Genomic DNA, 14,986 nt, shown 5'->3' on the forward strand with positions numbered 1-14,986 from the left:
ACCTCCTTTTACGGAAAATAAAATCTTGTATCGAATACAATTTCAAAATCACTTGTATTCTGTATCTCAAACTCATTCATGCCTTTATCTAAGGACGGTATCCTTCCCGATGTTTTCAATCTTTTATTGCCGACAACGGTATACTGTTTCAAGTTCCTGACTTGCTGGGACTTTTTCAGATCGGCCTCTATTTTCAACCTTTCGTTATTCGTGTGATTGATGATAGTCACGTTTTTTCCCTTTGCGTTTAGCAGCACATTATAATCATGCTGCAACGGGTTAATAGGCACACCTGGATTGAATACACTGAATCTTTTTTTGTTTTTAAATCGGTACTGCAGATCGTCACGTCTTTGAATGTTCATTCCTGAAAACCATCTTTCATTAGAAAAGTTCTGCGCGCTTAAAGACGTGCCCTTTGACTCTGCCAGCCCTGTGATATTGTTAAAATCCACTTGGAAGGATACCTGGTTTTTTTGCTTGTCTTTAGGGATCGTAAACCCTCCGTCACACGTAACCGCAAAACGCCTCCCAGGAAGCAGATCACATGAGATGTAATACCAGAAGGGCTGAACAACGAGATCATAAAACTCATGCCTGTACTGATAAAAGTTTGCCGCGATTTTAGCATCAAGCAATATCTCAACTTTGATAGGCCTTTCTTTGTACACTATGTCGCGCGGGTGCTGCGTCGGTACAAGTCCGTTAAACCTGGTTAACTGTACAAGCTCCCTTTCAGTGCTTGGCGCGTCAGGTGCAAAGCTAAGCAACTTAAAATAGGGCAGTAACCCCGACAAAGGCTGCTCCCCCATTCCGTCTCTGAAATCAAAATACAGATCCATTATCTTTTCAGCCCTCCTTTATACGCACTCTGCTCATATTTTTGAGCGCTCTTTTTATCCAGTATGGATGTGTCACCTTGTTCAAAAACGATGTCTGCTAAATGCTCACCGCCAATAATGACAGGCGCAGGATAGACTTTGATTGTTTGCCCTGCAGCACTTACGTTTTCATTGTTGGTCTGTAGATTATTTGACAGAAGACTAATAAGGGCATCTAGCTTCTGATTTAGAATAGGCGTGTCAATTTCATTTTTCACAGTCAGTTCGGCGCGCATTGTGTTTATTTCATCTGCGGCTCCCTGGATGTTAAACGCCATTCTATTAATTTCAGATTTAAAGGACGTCATAGCACCTTGCGCCATAGCTGCTGTGCTCTTTTTCACGTCCTGCGCTTTTTCTCCAAGCCCAATGATAAACCCATCGCCAAAGTTCACTCCTTCTGCAATGGTCTTCTTTGCAGGTGATTTTGATTGTATGGAATCTTTCAGCGAACGTATTGCAACTTTCCCGATGGCCCAGGCAGCTTTCCATATCGTACCGCCGGTTCCACCCATACTACGAATACCGTTAGCAAAACCTTTAGAAAAATCAGCACCTGTGCCAGTTGTTTTCACGCTTGATAAGCCTTGTTTTCCTGATTGTGCTACGGTGCTACCCGAATTACTAGCGTTTCCGGCTTGGCTACGAATCCCCGATGCAAATTGAGTCCCTGCTTTTTGTCCGCCTCCACCATCGGTTGTTTTGGCAAGCTGGGCTGTTACTGTCGCACTAACGGATGATGCTGCAGACGTATTGGCGCCCTTTGTGCTTGTTATTCCTGAACTGTGACTTTGTCCTTTTGTTACACCCGCTTGCGTGGCTTGCGTGGTATTTTTGTTTAGGTTTGATAACGCTGTTTGGTTTACACTGCTTGCTGCAGTGCTTGTGCTGCCTTTTGTTGAGCTTATACCTGCGCTAAACGATTGGCCTTTTTGTGAGCCGAATGTTTTAGCACCTGCATTGCCTTCGCTCAGCTTTTGTTTTAGTGCTTGCTGCAGCACTGTCCCACTGTTTGATACGCTGACTTTTGACGCATTGATACCGTCACTAAACGATTGACCTTTTTCTTTCCCTGCAATTCTAGGTATTCCAGTCTCTTCACGTAATTTCAGATCCAATGACTGTTTTAAAATGGAACCACTCGCTAAAGTATTTGGAGTGGCATCTATTAGACCATCAGCAAATTCATCGCCCATTTTCTTTCCTGAATTACGGGCAGATGTTTCGCGGTTCATCTTCTTCTCTACTTTGGCAATTGCTTTGTCTGCTTGGGTGGCAGCTTCGTCACTTGCAAGCCCTAATCCTTCATTAAACTCAATGAGGGATTTTCTTGTTTGCTTTAGCGCTTCTTCTTTGCTGTCCCCAAGTTTTTGTAAGAAAGCAACTTGTTTTTCGGCCCATCGTGCTTGGTATTTTGCCTCGCTCTCTTCCACTTCAATAAAAATCCCCATTGAATTACTGGAGTATTCTTTTTGTTTTTCAAGGGCTTTTCCCGTTTCCAGGTCAAGCAGTTTCCCATCTTTAGACATTTGATCAAAAAGGGCTTCTGAGCTTTTCTTATATGTGTTTAGGTTTTGAGCAAGAGATTCTTGATAGTCTGCATTAATTTTGGCTTTTAGAGCCTTATGTTGTTCAGCGTTTATCGCTTCTTTAGCAAGAGCCTCATCCATCACTTGAGACATATAATCTCTATCTTTTTTTGCTGCCTTCTGACCTTCCTTATACAGCTCAGTGATCTGATCGTTATAGCCTTTAGCATTTTTAAAAGATAACTTATTTTGACTCTCGGAAACTCTCTGTTGGATAGCTAAAGCATCCTTTTGATTGGCCGCAAATTTACTAGTAGCCTGTTGGAAGAATGTGATGATCTCGTTAAATGTTCTGCGTTGTACTTCGTTCATATTAGAAGTGATTAAGCCTGTCTCTTCCTTTAACTTCTCAAACTGTTTCATTTTCTTACGAACTGTTTGTACATCCTCATCAATTTTCCCGACAAGCTGATCAGACCATTCCTCGCCTTTTTCTTTCATTTTCCCTTCTTGATCTTCAAAAAGACCATTAAGGACAGCCAATGCGTCTGTCTTAAATCCTTCTAATTCTTTAACTAAAGAAGATGACATATTTTGATAAGTTTTAAGTAACCTATTTGCCATTTTATCTGCTTCTTTTCCTGAAACCTGCGTCAGTTGGAAAAGTTGTGATGTAGCTTTTTCACGTAGATTCACGTATGATCCGGCCGCTTTTTGAGTTGCCTTTGAAACACCCTCGCCATATAGAAGCGCTGATTCTTTTGCTTCTTCCTGGCGTTTCTTTTGGTTTTTCAACTGCTCATTGTAAGCGTATGTTGCAACGGCAATGCCGCCTAGTAAAGCCGTTCCGCCAACTATGGCAAGCCCCACTGGACCCGTAAATGCTAAAAGCGCTCCGATTCCCATCGTAAGCGTTGCGACTGCTGTTGTGGCTCCCAAGACTCCTGTAGCAAACAATGCTGTTTTAGCAACCGTTTGGGCTGTGGCAGAATCCATTTTGTTAAACATGGAAACGATGTCTGCACCTTTTTCAGCTAGGTTACCAAGCGCAGGAAGTAAACTTTTAGTTAGTTTGATTTTTGCTCCTTCTACAGCAGAATTAAAGGCAACTATGCTGCCTCGTGCATTATCTAGCATCGTATCTGACATATCTTGAGCAGCACCGTCTGATTCCTTCAAAGCTTTTGTGTTCTCTTTTAAAGCCTTGCTGCCTTTTTGTAAGAGTATAGCCCAATGTTTATAAGACTCAGCGCCTACAATGGTTTTAAGGGTTGCGGCTTGCTGCTCTTTCGTCATGCCTTTCATGCCCTTTTCCATTTCTGCAACGACTTCCGGCATGCTTTTCATATCTCCGGCTGCATCAAAGAATGCAAATCCTAATCTATCAATTTCCTTTTGCGCCTTTTTAGCTGGAGTTGCTAACCTGATCAAAGACGTACCAAAGGCTTGTCCTGCGATAGAACCTTGTAAACCTGCATCACCAAACGCCATGACCGCAGCCGCTGACTCTTCTAATCCCCAACCTAGTGAATTAGCGTTAGGGCCAAGGAATTTCATGGCCTCGCCCATCTGTTCGACGTTGGTGTTTGCATTTGCTGCGCCGTATGCAATAACGTCTGAGGCGTGCCCTGCTTCCTCAGCCTTCATCGCAAAGGCTTGCATCATGTTGGAAGATATGTCGGCCGCTGCTGCTAAATCTAGTTGACCTGCGGCGGCTAAGTTCAACATACCTGGCATCGCTGCGTAAATGTCGTTTGCTTTAAAACCAGCCATCGCAAGAAAGCTTTGTGCGTCAGCTGCTTGACTCGCAGTAAAGACAGTTGTCGCCCCAAGCTCCATTGCTTGTTTTTCTAGCTTTTTTATTTCTTGAGCTGTGCCACCTGAAATAGCTTGGACTTTACTCATTTGCTTTTCAAAGTCCATACCCACTTGTACTGCATCTTTTAGTGGGAGGGCCAAGCCAGCAAAAGCAACACCTGAAGTCATCGCTACCGAAGCACCTGTACTTCTCATTTTGTTGCCAACTGTATTCATTCTTTGGCCCATCTTATAAAGCGATGAGGATGTTCTTTTTATCTCAGCTTCCATCCTCTGAATTTTGTTGGTCGTTTGTGTTAACGCGTTTTGCGTTTTATTCATTTCAGCTGTTGCATAGTTCAACCGACGGGCTAGGGTTTGCGTTGATTCCGCATCCTTTCCCTTCTTGATGGCTGAATCTGCATAAGCTCTTTCAAGTGCTTTGACCTTCATTTTATGCTGGTCTAATTGCTGTGAAAGGGTTCTGACTTTCGTCTGCGACGTTTTCAGTTCATTGCCCCACACACCAACGGCAGTCCTATTTTTCTCAAACTCGGACTTTATGTTTTTCATTTGAACGGCAATTGCTTTCATTTCCCCGTTAAATTGGGACGAATTAGAATACAGCTTTACTTTAATGTCTTTGCTCAATCCCTCACCACCTTTTTACAGTCCAGGTATCTGATCAATGTATAAGGGCTTATCCGATGCTGTAGCTTTCTTACTTGGCTTTTCCTTGCTCGCTTCTTTGCGTCGCGCGAGACGTTTCAAGTGATACACAATATCCATTTCATCTATTTGGTTCTGTGAAAAGCCAATGTCCTCTAATGCGTTATACATATCTAGGACAGCATCGGACAAACTTACTCCCCCGGCTCTGCTTCCTCTGCGGTTTCAGGATTCAGGATCTTGCTCGCTTCAACGATATTTCCGATGACATAGTTTGCGGTTGCGTAGATTGTTCTATATAAAAATCGAGAATCAATGCCTTGTTCAAATTCTTCTGCAGTGAATTTGTTTCCGAACACTTCACAAATAAACTCTGATTGTCTACTTGTATAAATTCTTTCAGGATCATTCGATTCAAGGTCTTCTGTTATTTCAGCCGCGGTCCTAAATAACGCACCCGTGATAAAGTTAGGTGTGGAAAATTTCTTTTTCTTTCCGTTTAAATGCAAGGTGATTGTCAATGCCTCCATGATATTGCCTCCCGTTTACAAAATAAAAAAGAGCGTTATTAAACGCCCTTTTGACTCCGTTCATCTATAAATACTGCTAAATCTTTTAAAAATTTATCAAACTTCTCAGCGCTTGAATCTCCATTAATAAATAAGAATTCGACATTTAAAGTGCTTTTTAGATATTCGGTTGGGTTTTCACTGATTCTTTTCTGTTTAATTTCATAGCCGGCTATCCCAACACGTGGAGAAATAGATTCTGTTTTCTTGGCGCTCATACGGCTACCCCCTTCACTTTCCAATGTCTACTGAACTTGTAGAATCCTCTGTATCTTTTATGGCGAATGATGCGCCGTCATATACAACTTGTTTAAACCATTCATCCGGGTCAAAGCCTTCGTCGAATTCAGCTTGAGCCTTCCAACGGTTTTTCCCCTTCCTATTTTGAAGAGTCATGAAGCCCGCTTTAAACTTTGGTGTTTCAGGATCAGCTTTCCCTTCGGTAGTTTTGTGTTCATTTCCCAGCAATTCAGGAAGCCCCTTCAAGAACCAGTAATATCTGTGCCCACCTGTGGATGTTTTCGCTCTAAAGCCGAAAGCCAAGAAAACTGCCTTATCATCAGAGCTGGCAAAAGAAATTCCGTTTTCTACCTTGTGACCGAAAATTTTGTTTTGCACCTCAATAGGCAAATCCGCTAGTTCAGCCTCAAGGTCAATGTCACCCATGTTGTTAAATGAATCAAACACGCCGTTATCAGCCCAAAATTTAGACTGCTCTGATTTAGGATCGACTTTGACGTTTACAGCTCCTGGCAGTCTTTCAGGCTTTGCATATTCAAGTCCTTTATCGTCGTCTTGAATCAGCTCAGCATAATGAAACATGTCTAATCCGTAGATTGTTTTCCCCATCTGTTTTCCTCCTAGAAAAATGTTTTGATGTACCTCATGCCTCTGTGAAAGATTTTTGTATCTGTTTCGTAAAGATCCACTGAATCATATCTTCCGTAACCTAAATCTTTCATAAGACGATCTATTAATTTCGCTATTTCTGTTTCGTTTTTCCGTGTGTCTGCTTTTGAAAATATGCTTAACTGGAATCGAACCTCACTTGCTGCGGAATGGTTGTCTCTGTACTCCTGATCCCTATTTGTAATCTCTGAAAATACAACCCTGGGGAATGCGGCCACATCATCGGCCACAAGATTATGAAAACCACCTGTGACAAGCTGCTTTAATTCATTGTTTTTTATTAACGCTGCACTCAATTCTTTCTTTGCATCAAGACTCATTTAATAGGAGCCGTGATAATTCTTTCCATGATCTTCACAGCTTGTCCCTCCCCTTCGATTGCACTTTTTTCAATAAATGGATGCGGCGGCATTTTAGATGTGCCCCACTCTAAAAATCGCCCTCTGTAAGCGACTTTTCTATTTGGCCCGACCGTTACAAACAGCTCACCGTCTTTGGATTCTCTTGCAGCTGAAACAGTGATGTTATCGACCATGTGAGGCTGTTTTTTTGAACTCTTATTCACGTTACGTTTTTGATGCTCGGCTATTACCTCGCCCCCAGCTTTAAGGGCAATCTTTTCAGCTTTTTCGACGTCGTCACCTATCTTGTTGAAAAATCTCGTTAGATCATCAAATCCATCAATATCCATATCAGCCATTTATGCCAACCTCATTGCATGTGACTTCAAGCCGCTTCTTTTTATTTTCAACGTCGTTAAAATCCATTACGTCGAAAGTGCGGTATATTGGCTCTCCTGCGTCATCGGTTCCCGTTTGATGAAGGATTCGCATGTCTTGCTTAACGTCTTCCCGATATCTTATTGTAATTTTCTTCGGTGACTTGACCCCTAAAGCTCCGGCCACAAGCGTGTCTGATTTTGAGCCGGAAAATCCTTCAATTGAACCCCATGTCTCAAAGGCATTTTCGTAGGACTCATTCCAATTCAGCTCGTCATCCTGCACCCTTTTCTTTACTTGAAAGGTTAATCGACGATTCAACCCGCTTATCTTCTTCATCCTCTTCTACCCCCACATAGCGAAGTTGAGTCAGCAAAGCATGAACAGTAAAAGGGATGTTTGAGCCAGAAACACCTGACTCATACATCCCTCTGTTTTCGTACCAATGCTCGACTAACATCCCTATTACAAGTTCAAATTGAGCGTTATCTTCTACATACCGCCCTATTCCATTTTTGATATATTCCTTTGCTGCAGTAATTAAGGTTTTAAGCAAGGTGTCATCTTGGTCAGTATCAATTTTTAAATATTCATCTTTCAGCATTTTTAAATCCATAGAAGACCACCTACTTATTCAGTATTTTCTTTACCCTCAAGCTCATTGACTCGCGTCTCTAAATCGGTGATCATTTCTTTTACTGCAGAATTGAGGTTCTCCCACATAACACTGCCAGCGCCTATAGTACGAGAGTTAACAGATTTATCTGCTAAATGGTCGTTTTTAATAGACCCCGTTTCAATTACTGCAGGATCTCCTTTGTCACCTTTTGGGCCTTGCTCTCCTGGATCGCCTTTTTCTCCTTTCGGACCTTGTTCACCTTGCATCCCTTGTATGAAAAGAGGATTTTCTTTGCTATTTCCTTTTACGTATACAGCAGTGATGGGTTTTCCATCAGCGTCCGCCTCTGCAGATGTTAATACTCCATTACTTTCATTCAAAAAATCTTTTGCCATGTTAGATCAATTCCCTTCAATTATTTATTCTTTGCTCGTTTTGCTTTGCAGCTCTTTTATTTCGTCTTCCATTCCTTTGAGTCTCGTTTCAATCGACGAATTAAGATGCTCCGGCATGATGCTTCCCGTCCCGATGTTTACCGAACGAACCGCTTTTTCGGCCAGCATTTCATGTGTCACGCTTCCTGGTGCAGCTGATCCGCCGCCACCTAGACTCACTTCCTCGCCGTCTTTGACGATTTTTCCGCCTGCAAACTCTAATACACCACCGATGACAGTTCGATCCCCGCCATCAGTGGTGTAATTTTTCGTCACTCTCATGACTTTTTCACCTCTTCTTCTTTTACTTCTTTTACTTCTTTTACTTCTTTTATTGATAATTGGCCGTATACTACGGCTTCTTCGTCCCATTTCCGGACGTCTTCTCGTTCAATTGCACGCACTTTTGTTGTGTTCGTTTCAAATGATCCTGCTGCAAGATTCGTATAGTCGATAGACTGTTGCTGTCGATCAAATAAAACAACTGCCTCTTTTAAATCCCCAACGATTACAGGTGCTTTCCCTGCTTTTGTTTTCAAGACCTTGTTTGAGATCACCACCACGCGGCGACCAAACAGCATTTTGTTTGTCGGTTCGGAAGGAATATCCTTGAGTAGGTATTTACCGTCCGCATCTTTCAATTGATCAAGATAGTTAAACCCGTCTTGGTTTGTCATGATGATTGCACCAGCTGAAATCGCGGTATCTAGCGTAACGTTTAAAGTCTTTTTAATGTCATCCAGGCCTTTAAATTCAACCTTTTTCAAATCATCAAGGATTTTCAGAATAAGTGCATTTCTTGTTGCGACTGATTTTTTAACGAACCATTTCGCGACATATGTCATGATCGCTTGATCTGTATCCTGCAGCAATGTATTTGAAAGTGGTAAAAGCCCCGCATAGTCAGTGATGGTATATGATAGTTTTGTAAACTTAGGCTGGTCTGTTTCTGGAATGTTCCCCATTTCCTCTATGTCTTGGAATGGTGTCATGTCTCCGTTTTTTTCAAGCATACGGCTACCTGATCTTGTTGCAACCGGCTCGACCGTGACATATTGCTCAAGTTGATGTAATTGCTCACGCTTTAACTCTTTAATAGTTCGTGAAATATCTTCGGGGATCAGGATTCCGCCATCTTCTTCATTTTTTCCTGACATCGCTCTGAATTCAGGATTTTCTAGGAATTCACGTTCTTCATGTGTTAAGGATTTACCTCGAAGAGACTTCATGAACAACTTGGTGAATTTCTTTTGACGTTCTTCCTTATCCCCTTCTGCTCCTTTTCGTCCCTCCGGATTACGTTCTAGCTCCGGCACAAAATTTTCACCGCCAGGTAAATCCGGCACGTTCAGTGATCTTCCTTCTACCATCAATTCAATTTGATTCTTAAGCTCTTTCACTTCATCTAGAAGCTGACGTGCTTCTTCTGATTTTCCTTCCGCTAGTGCTTTATTAGCGTCTTCTTTCTTTTGCGTAAACTGCTGACGCAGTTCAATTTCTTTTTTTGTCATCTTTATTTTTCCTCCTCATAGAACGCAAAAAAGCCTTATTCGGGAAGATCAAGGCTTAATAGTTCCAATTCAATTTTTAAAGTTTCATCTGTTGGGCTTCGTTGTTCTTTCATTTCTTCTACTTTCTCTAAGCTGCGGGCACCTACTACAGCTTCGGTATCGCTATACGCTGGTGTCGTTACAAGAGATATGTCATAAATGCGGTGAATGTTGTTTATTCTTCGTTCGTATATGTCTTCATCTTCATTTATGCGCCACTCGTCAGGCTCTTCTCCGTTATAATCCAACGAAAAGGCAAATGAACATTGATTAATAACGCCGCTGCGTATATTCTCCATGAGATCGCGCGCATATGACGTGTCTGACGGTTTAAATCTGAATTTAAGACCTATGCCATCTATTTCTAGTTCAAGCCGTCCTGTCTCCCCTGAAACGGTATTTCTCGCTAGGGGAAAGTCCTCTCGGTGGTTAAAAAGTGCAATGACGTTTGATAGGTCGGTAGATTCTAAGGCGCTTCTACTGATAATTTCTTTGAACCACCCTAAACGTTCGGACCATTTTTCAAATTTCAAAGCATAGCCTTCCACATATTCGGATTGTCCTTCTCCATCAGAACGTATCTCAATTGGCGTCGTGAGCAGCCGCACTTCTTTTTCTTTACTCATTCTTGCTGTCACCTCCCTTCATGGCTGAACCAGCTTTAAGCCGCTGGTATTCTTCCATAAAGTCAAGGAACACATAGTTCAAGCTAGATAGATATTTTTCACCATGTTCAATAGGGTTTCTTTCAATCAAGTCGCGAATCTCATTTTTATTTAAAAGACCCGCTTCACTCATCGTCTTAAAATACTCTGCTTGAGTTTTACTGTCGCCGCGCAGCTCACTATCAACATTGAATTTTACATAATGGCCCGCTTTTTGATCATTGTCAGTAAACAATTTAATATTTAACTCCTGTTCAAAATTCACGATCCACGGTTGCAATGTGTTTTTTACGTATTCCAGGGATTGATGCTCAATGTTTGAAAATGTGGCTTTATCAAGCTCATTGAGTTTATGCAACGGAACTTTATAAATCATTGCAATTTGTGCTTTATTGAATTTCATAGATTCTACAAACTGCGCTTCTTGCAAAGGCATAGCAATTGATTGATATTCAAGACCATTATCAATAATCGCTATGTTTTCACCCTGGTTGACCCGCAGCCATTCTTTTCTTACGTTCTCTTTTGGTTTTTCATCCAAGAAAGAAGGTACTTTTAGAATGCCTCGCGGCGTGGCTTCGTTTTTATATAGTTTTGCGTTATATTTTGTTGCAGCTGCTTGAGCGCCTATATGCTCTCTCACTACCCCAATAGGCGACTTACCGTGAATGCCATCCGTTGATAAACCTTTAAAATGCAACACTTGGTGTTCATATAGTTCCATCGTTCTTCCGTTAACGGTGGTTTGGTACCATAGCCTCCCTGAGTCGGGATGGATGTATGCGTTTGTTGCATCCGGCCGCAACGGGTAAAGATTTTCAGGGAAACCGTGAGCCCCAAACTCAATCATTGAATAGGCATTTCCCCATGTGAGTACATGCGTCATCATCAGCTTTTTCCACACATAAGCAGTCATGTATGGATTCGGCCTTGCGTAGATTGCATAGGCAGATGGATGATTAGGGTTTCTGTTGACTCCTTGACTCTCTTTTTTAAAAGTGTGTATCGGTAGCTTTGCGATGTCATCAGACAGTACGTTGACACATGCGAAAATGTCAGGCTGCTCAAATGAATTACTTTCACTGACTCTTTCACCACTTGCCGTTTCTCTACCTCCAAACAGATTGATCAACTGGCTGAAACCGTCTAACGTTTTTGAGCCGGATCGTTTTTCAAAAAACTTGTCTATAAACATTTATTTTCACCTCTCTTTCTGCCGCACGTGACTAGACAGCAGGTAGGCATAAAACATAAAAAATACACCCGTCAGAAATAGACCGATGTTTGTATTTACCCGATACGCTGCCAGCAGAATAAAGGTGCACCCTCCAATAAACAGCAAGTCGTTTAATATTAATTTCAGAAATACAATGAATTTTTTCACTCTCTCACATCCTAAAAACTGAAATTTCCTGAAAAGTGTTCGTTTAAGTCAACGTTTGCACCCATATCGTGATACATGGCCCTAGCAAAAGCATTCATAACGGCTGCAGCTGGATCTATTCTTTGTGGTGACTTCGCTTTGTCTAGCATGATGTTTTCTTGCGGATCTTGTTTAAGGATTGCATTATTATACGCAAAAGTGAGCAATGGATCGTCAGTATGTATGACCTTTCTCTCGTATACCTTTTGTCTGTAATCCTTCGTAGGCAAGGAAAGATACTGAATCCTCTGCGGTAACTCCACCATGTTAAATCCCTTACTCTCAAGCCGTTGTGCAAGATGTAGCGCATTCCATTTGTCGTAAGCAGCTTCAATGACCCTTAATTTGTTGACGTGTGCAAATTCAATGATCCACCTTTCGACAAATTGATAGTCAACTGCCTCCCCTGGTGTAAATGTCATCCAACCTTGATCACGCCATAAATCATAAGGCACTTTATCAGTAGCCATTTTCTCTTTTGCCTTTTCCTCTGGAATGAAGGAATGCTGACCAACATAATAAAAGCCATCAAGAACGCCAACCCACCCGACAGAAGTCAAATCCGTTGTCATAGATAAATCTATACCAAGATAGATCGCCATTTCTTTTAGGTCAGGTATTTCACCATGACAGGCCCGCCATTTAGACATTTTCATGTAGCCGTTGTCTTTTTGATCGGTCCAGCGATCCATATTTTTTGTAAGAAAACTACGCATTTTTTCAGGGACTTCGAGAGCCGTTTCTAAATCTGATCTTAGAGACGTCATGCCTTCTTCATAAGTTGCAACGATTGGGTTTGCTTTAATCCAGTTAGATTCATCTTTAACATCATCGCTAGGATCAAGCTCACAAATCAATACAAAATAATCTTCTTTTTTTGTATCTACATCCGGGTCAAGTATTTTACTTGTATATTGATATTCTTTAAAACAGGGACCGTTTAAGTTATAACCAGCAGTTGTAATAATTACCATAAGAGGGCTACGTCTCGCTACCATTCCGCTATTGAGCACGTCATAAATCTCACTTGTTTCATGTGCGTGATATTCGTCTACAATTCCTAAAGATGGGTTTTTCCCGTCTCCAACCTTTCGGGCTTCCCTTGAAAGAGGTTGAATTATGGAATTTGTATTGTGTTTCTTAATCTTTCCGTTGGCATCCGTATATTTCCCCTCTAAAATCGGCGCGTGATGTAGTTGCTCAAGGATTGCTTGATATACTTCATCTGATTGATCTCTCGACCAACCTGCAATAAACACACGATGTTTTTCTTGAGTTGGGAAGATCTCATACGAAGCCATTATAGCCAGTAGTTGCGATTTTGCATTTTTCCTAGCTAACTGAATATATACTTTTCTGAATCGTCTAGCGCCATTCTCTTTTTTGTAAAAGCCGTAGATATTAGCAGCGATGAATAATTGAAAGTCTGTAAGTTCAATTGGCTTTCCTGCTAATATCCCTTCGACATGATTAAATTGCTTGGCCCATTCATAGAAATCAAGGACTGCTTCTGCGTCAAAATAATACAGGCAATCTTCATCTGCTAGCCTCTCTACGTCTTTAATGAACCTCTGAACAGCCCATTTGTGCTTCTTTCCTGCTTTTATTTCCCCCGCTTCGATCTTTTCGCAATATGACCATACACGCTCAATCAAAAGCTCTGCGGTCATTTCCTGCGTTTGCATTACATGCGTCCTCCAAAGCGTTCTTCTTCTTTTGTCTTAGGTTTGTCTTCTTTCTTTGGGACAACCAGTTTACAGCGTGAGGAAATGGTTAAGCCTAAATCACTTGATGCTTGTCTGCATTGTTTAAACAGTTTGTCCTGATTAATTAATAGATCACTGTATGCAGGATTCGCTATTTCAAATTTTTCACCCTCTGAATTTTCAGCCAGGGATGTGATCGGTGTCTCTAATATGATTTCTGTTATTTCTAAATATTGTTTTCTTGCAAACAAAAAACGGGCAAGCGCATCCACATCTAAATTTGTCATAATTCCGATGTTTTTGAGCTCGTCCGCTATCTTTTTGAATTCTCTTTTTAAATCTTTTGGTAAATAAGCTGGTGCTTTTACTTTATCATTTGGCGCCTTTACTTCTTGTTTCCTTCTTTGCTCAATCTCTTTCTTGGTAAGGTTTTTCTTACCCTTTACCAACAATAAATCTACAGGTTGTCTAGGCCTCGCCATCCTCTCACCTCCTTTCAAAATTTCATTTAGGGAATTTCTCGCGATGTTGAGGGAGACGCGGTCTACGGCAAATCGTTTCTAGGGATTTAACCTAGGGGGGCCTTCAACTTCAATGCGAAGCTGATTCATATCAATTTGTAAGTTTTCTTGAAGTGTTGCTATTTTCATCTTGTGCATTTCGATAGCCTTTTCAGCCTTCGTGTTCCGAAGGACAACGAATAGCTTTCTAATTTTGCTTTGCTGTTGTCTGATATACGCATTCGTATAATAGGATGTGTACTCAGTCTTGCACCTCGGACAAACTAGAAGATGTTGTTTGATCCCTTCGCCAATCTTTCTAATCCTAGAACAGCTAGCAATGTTAAATGTCGTGCCGCATTGATCGCATACGCACTTTTGATTATCCATTTCCAAACCCTCCGTCTTCTTTAGCGGTCTTCCTGCTGTGACAGGACGCGCACAGCGGCTGCCAGTTAGAAGAATCCCAAAATAGTTTCTTATCTCCCTTATGCGGTTTGATGTGGTCTACTACTGTGGCCGCAATACGTTTGCCTTGTAACATGCAAGATTGACACAAAGGATGCTTTGCTAAATAACCTTCACGCGCTTTACGCCATCGGCTATTATATCCGCGGCGTGCCGATGATTCACGGTGCAGATCATATGATGGCTTCGATGTCTTATGCTGCTGGCAATACCCTTCGCGCGTTAGTTGAGGACATCCAGGTTCATTGCATGGTTTCAATGGCTTTTTCATTCGTCGCTTCTCCCTGTTTGTACTCGATCCTTTTTTCACTTAGTCCCTTTCTTTTTCCTTTTTCTCCGGCTGTCCGTAAATTGATATAAGTAGAACCTTCTTTGTCGAGTCCTCTCGTTTTCCAATTGAAATCTATTTCAATTCGTCCTTGCAAGGGCTCTCCGTTATGAATTACCTCTGGAACCGAATCTAAATCCTTAAGTGTGATTTGTAGTAAAGGATGTTCTTTGTTTGGCTTTTCCAAATTTGATCCCCTCCTGAATATAAAAAAAGCACC

Annotated in this window: 20 protein-coding genes; all 20 read right to left on the reverse strand. The window is 41.6% G+C overall.

Annotated features, from left to right (window positions below):
• Nucleotides 1–8: 8 nt before the first annotated feature.
• Nucleotides 9–842, reverse strand: coding sequence for a phage tail domain-containing protein (locus tag C6W21_RS05805; protein ID WP_106052414.1), 834 nt, complete (start codon nucleotides 840–842; stop codon nucleotides 9–11).
• Nucleotides 842–4,858: a phage tail tape measure protein gene (locus tag C6W21_RS05810; RefSeq protein WP_106052412.1), complete on the reverse strand. Its 4,017-nt coding sequence runs from the start codon at nucleotides 4,856–4,858 to the stop codon at nucleotides 842–844. The genes C6W21_RS05805 and C6W21_RS05810 overlap by 1 nt, the downstream gene beginning before the upstream one ends.
• A 15-nt stretch (nucleotides 4,859–4,873) precedes the next feature.
• The gene (locus C6W21_RS05815; protein ID WP_087977472.1) at nucleotides 4,874–5,068 is read right to left on the reverse strand and encodes a hypothetical protein; all 195 of its coding nucleotides are present in this window, start codon (nucleotides 5,066–5,068) and stop codon (nucleotides 4,874–4,876) included.
• A gap of 2 nt (nucleotides 5,069–5,070) precedes the next feature.
• Complete coding sequence (gene gpG / locus C6W21_RS05820; RefSeq protein ID WP_106052409.1) at nucleotides 5,071–5,406, reverse strand: phage tail assembly chaperone G; 336 nt, start codon at nucleotides 5,404–5,406, stop codon at nucleotides 5,071–5,073.
• 38 nt (nucleotides 5,407–5,444) lie between these two features.
• Nucleotides 5,445–5,663 (reverse strand): hypothetical protein, encoded by a 219-nt coding sequence (locus C6W21_RS05825; protein WP_106052405.1) that lies wholly within the window; start codon nucleotides 5,661–5,663, stop codon nucleotides 5,445–5,447.
• 13 nt (nucleotides 5,664–5,676) lie between these two features.
• A complete protein-coding gene (locus tag C6W21_RS05830; RefSeq protein WP_106052402.1) occupies nucleotides 5,677–6,294 on the reverse strand; it encodes a major tail protein in 618 nt (205 codons plus the stop codon).
• Nucleotides 6,295–6,305: 11 nt separating this feature from the next.
• Entirely contained in the window at nucleotides 6,306–6,674 is a 369-nt protein-coding gene (gene gp17 / locus C6W21_RS05835) for a tail completion protein gp17 (protein WP_106052399.1), read from the reverse strand.
• Complete coding sequence (locus tag C6W21_RS05840; RefSeq protein WP_106052396.1) at nucleotides 6,671–7,054, reverse strand: HK97-gp10 family putative phage morphogenesis protein; 384 nt, start codon at nucleotides 7,052–7,054, stop codon at nucleotides 6,671–6,673. The genes gp17 and C6W21_RS05840 overlap by 4 nt, the downstream gene beginning before the upstream one ends.
• Nucleotides 7,047–7,412, reverse strand: a complete 366-nt coding sequence (locus C6W21_RS05845) for a phage head closure protein (protein ID WP_106052393.1) — start codon at nucleotides 7,410–7,412, stop codon at nucleotides 7,047–7,049. The genes C6W21_RS05840 and C6W21_RS05845 overlap by 8 nt, the downstream gene beginning before the upstream one ends.
• Entirely contained in the window at nucleotides 7,348–7,689 is a 342-nt protein-coding gene (locus C6W21_RS05850) for a head-tail connector protein (protein WP_106052390.1), read from the reverse strand. The genes C6W21_RS05845 and C6W21_RS05850 overlap by 65 nt, the downstream gene beginning before the upstream one ends.
• Nucleotides 7,690–7,703: 14 nt before the next feature.
• Nucleotides 7,704–8,087, reverse strand: a complete 384-nt coding sequence (locus C6W21_RS05855) for a collagen-like triple helix repeat-containing protein (protein ID WP_106052387.1) — start codon at nucleotides 8,085–8,087, stop codon at nucleotides 7,704–7,706.
• A gap of 24 nt (nucleotides 8,088–8,111) precedes the next feature.
• Nucleotides 8,112–8,408, reverse strand: a complete 297-nt coding sequence (locus C6W21_RS05860; protein ID WP_106052385.1) for a hypothetical protein — start codon at nucleotides 8,406–8,408, stop codon at nucleotides 8,112–8,114.
• Complete coding sequence (locus C6W21_RS05865) at nucleotides 8,405–9,637, reverse strand: phage major capsid protein (protein WP_106052382.1); 1,233 nt, start codon at nucleotides 9,635–9,637, stop codon at nucleotides 8,405–8,407. Before C6W21_RS05865 ends, C6W21_RS05860 begins: the two co-directional genes overlap by 4 nt.
• A gap of 35 nt (nucleotides 9,638–9,672) precedes the next feature.
• Complete coding sequence (locus C6W21_RS05870; protein ID WP_106052378.1) at nucleotides 9,673–10,302, reverse strand: HK97 family phage prohead protease; 630 nt, start codon at nucleotides 10,300–10,302, stop codon at nucleotides 9,673–9,675.
• Complete coding sequence (locus C6W21_RS05875) at nucleotides 10,295–11,536, reverse strand: phage portal protein (RefSeq protein WP_106052375.1); 1,242 nt, start codon at nucleotides 11,534–11,536, stop codon at nucleotides 10,295–10,297. Before C6W21_RS05875 ends, C6W21_RS05870 begins: the two co-directional genes overlap by 8 nt.
• 6 nt (nucleotides 11,537–11,542) lie before the next feature.
• Complete coding sequence (locus tag C6W21_RS19180; RefSeq protein ID WP_106052371.1) at nucleotides 11,543–11,725, reverse strand: hypothetical protein; 183 nt, start codon at nucleotides 11,723–11,725, stop codon at nucleotides 11,543–11,545.
• 11 nt (nucleotides 11,726–11,736) lie between these two features.
• Complete coding sequence (locus C6W21_RS05885; protein WP_106052367.1) at nucleotides 11,737–13,449, reverse strand: terminase large subunit; 1,713 nt, start codon at nucleotides 13,447–13,449, stop codon at nucleotides 11,737–11,739.
• On the reverse strand, nucleotides 13,449–13,952 hold the full coding sequence (locus C6W21_RS05890; RefSeq protein ID WP_106052364.1) for a phage terminase small subunit P27 family: 504 nt from the start codon (nucleotides 13,950–13,952) through the stop codon (nucleotides 13,449–13,451). Before C6W21_RS05890 ends, C6W21_RS05885 begins: the two co-directional genes overlap by 1 nt.
• Nucleotides 13,953–14,352: 400 nt before the next feature.
• Nucleotides 14,353–14,709, reverse strand: a complete 357-nt coding sequence (locus tag C6W21_RS05900; RefSeq protein WP_106052359.1) for an HNH endonuclease — start codon at nucleotides 14,707–14,709, stop codon at nucleotides 14,353–14,355.
• Nucleotides 14,681–14,953 (reverse strand): hypothetical protein, encoded by a 273-nt coding sequence (locus C6W21_RS05905; RefSeq protein ID WP_106052358.1) that lies wholly within the window; start codon nucleotides 14,951–14,953, stop codon nucleotides 14,681–14,683. Before C6W21_RS05905 ends, C6W21_RS05900 begins: the two co-directional genes overlap by 29 nt.
• Nucleotides 14,954–14,986: the final 33 nt, after the last annotated feature.

It is taken from the genome of Bacillus sp. NMCN1, from assembly GCF_002998085.1.
Lineage (GTDB): Bacteria > Bacillota > Bacilli > Bacillales > Bacillaceae > Bacillus.

What these genes read in the sequence shown, in the direction of transcription:
- C6W21_RS05890 (WP_106052364.1), bottom strand. Translation starts at nt 13,952, where the DNA reads ATGGCGAGGCCTAGACAACCTGTAGATTTATTGTTGGTAAAGGGTAAG.
- C6W21_RS05855 (WP_106052387.1), bottom strand. Translation starts at nt 8,087, where the DNA reads ATGGCAAAAGATTTTTTGAATGAAAGTAATGGAGTATTAACATCTGCA.
- C6W21_RS05900 (WP_106052359.1), bottom strand. Translation starts at nt 14,709, where the DNA reads ATGAAAAAGCCATTGAAACCATGCAATGAACCTGGATGTCCTCAACTA.
- C6W21_RS05875 (WP_106052375.1), bottom strand. Translation starts at nt 11,536, where the DNA reads ATGTTTATAGACAAGTTTTTTGAAAAACGATCCGGCTCAAAAACGTTA.
- C6W21_RS05850 (WP_106052390.1), bottom strand. Translation starts at nt 7,689, where the DNA reads ATGGATTTAAAAATGCTGAAAGATGAATATTTAAAAATTGATACTGAC.
- C6W21_RS05865 (WP_106052382.1), bottom strand. Translation starts at nt 9,637, where the DNA reads ATGACAAAAAAAGAAATTGAACTGCGTCAGCAGTTTACGCAAAAGAAA.
- C6W21_RS05870 (WP_106052378.1), bottom strand. Translation starts at nt 10,302, where the DNA reads ATGAGTAAAGAAAAAGAAGTGCGGCTGCTCACGACGCCAATTGAGATA.
- C6W21_RS05840 (WP_106052396.1), bottom strand. Translation starts at nt 7,054, where the DNA reads ATGGCTGATATGGATATTGATGGATTTGATGATCTAACGAGATTTTTC.
- C6W21_RS05845 (WP_106052393.1), bottom strand. Translation starts at nt 7,412, where the DNA reads ATGAAGAAGATAAGCGGGTTGAATCGTCGATTAACCTTTCAAGTAAAG.
- C6W21_RS05825 (WP_106052405.1), bottom strand. Translation starts at nt 5,663, where the DNA reads ATGAGCGCCAAGAAAACAGAATCTATTTCTCCACGTGTTGGGATAGCC.
- gpG (WP_106052409.1), bottom strand. Translation starts at nt 5,406, where the DNA reads ATGGAGGCATTGACAATCACCTTGCATTTAAACGGAAAGAAAAAGAAA.
- C6W21_RS05805 (WP_106052414.1), bottom strand. Translation starts at nt 842, where the DNA reads ATGGATCTGTATTTTGATTTCAGAGACGGAATGGGGGAGCAGCCTTTG.
- C6W21_RS05830 (WP_106052402.1), bottom strand. Translation starts at nt 6,294, where the DNA reads ATGGGGAAAACAATCTACGGATTAGACATGTTTCATTATGCTGAGCTG.
- C6W21_RS05860 (WP_106052385.1), bottom strand. Translation starts at nt 8,408, where the DNA reads ATGAGAGTGACGAAAAATTACACCACTGATGGCGGGGATCGAACTGTC.
- C6W21_RS05885 (WP_106052367.1), bottom strand. Translation starts at nt 13,449, where the DNA reads ATGCAAACGCAGGAAATGACCGCAGAGCTTTTGATTGAGCGTGTATGG.
- gp17 (WP_106052399.1), bottom strand. Translation starts at nt 6,674, where the DNA reads ATGAGTCTTGATGCAAAGAAAGAATTGAGTGCAGCGTTAATAAAAAAC.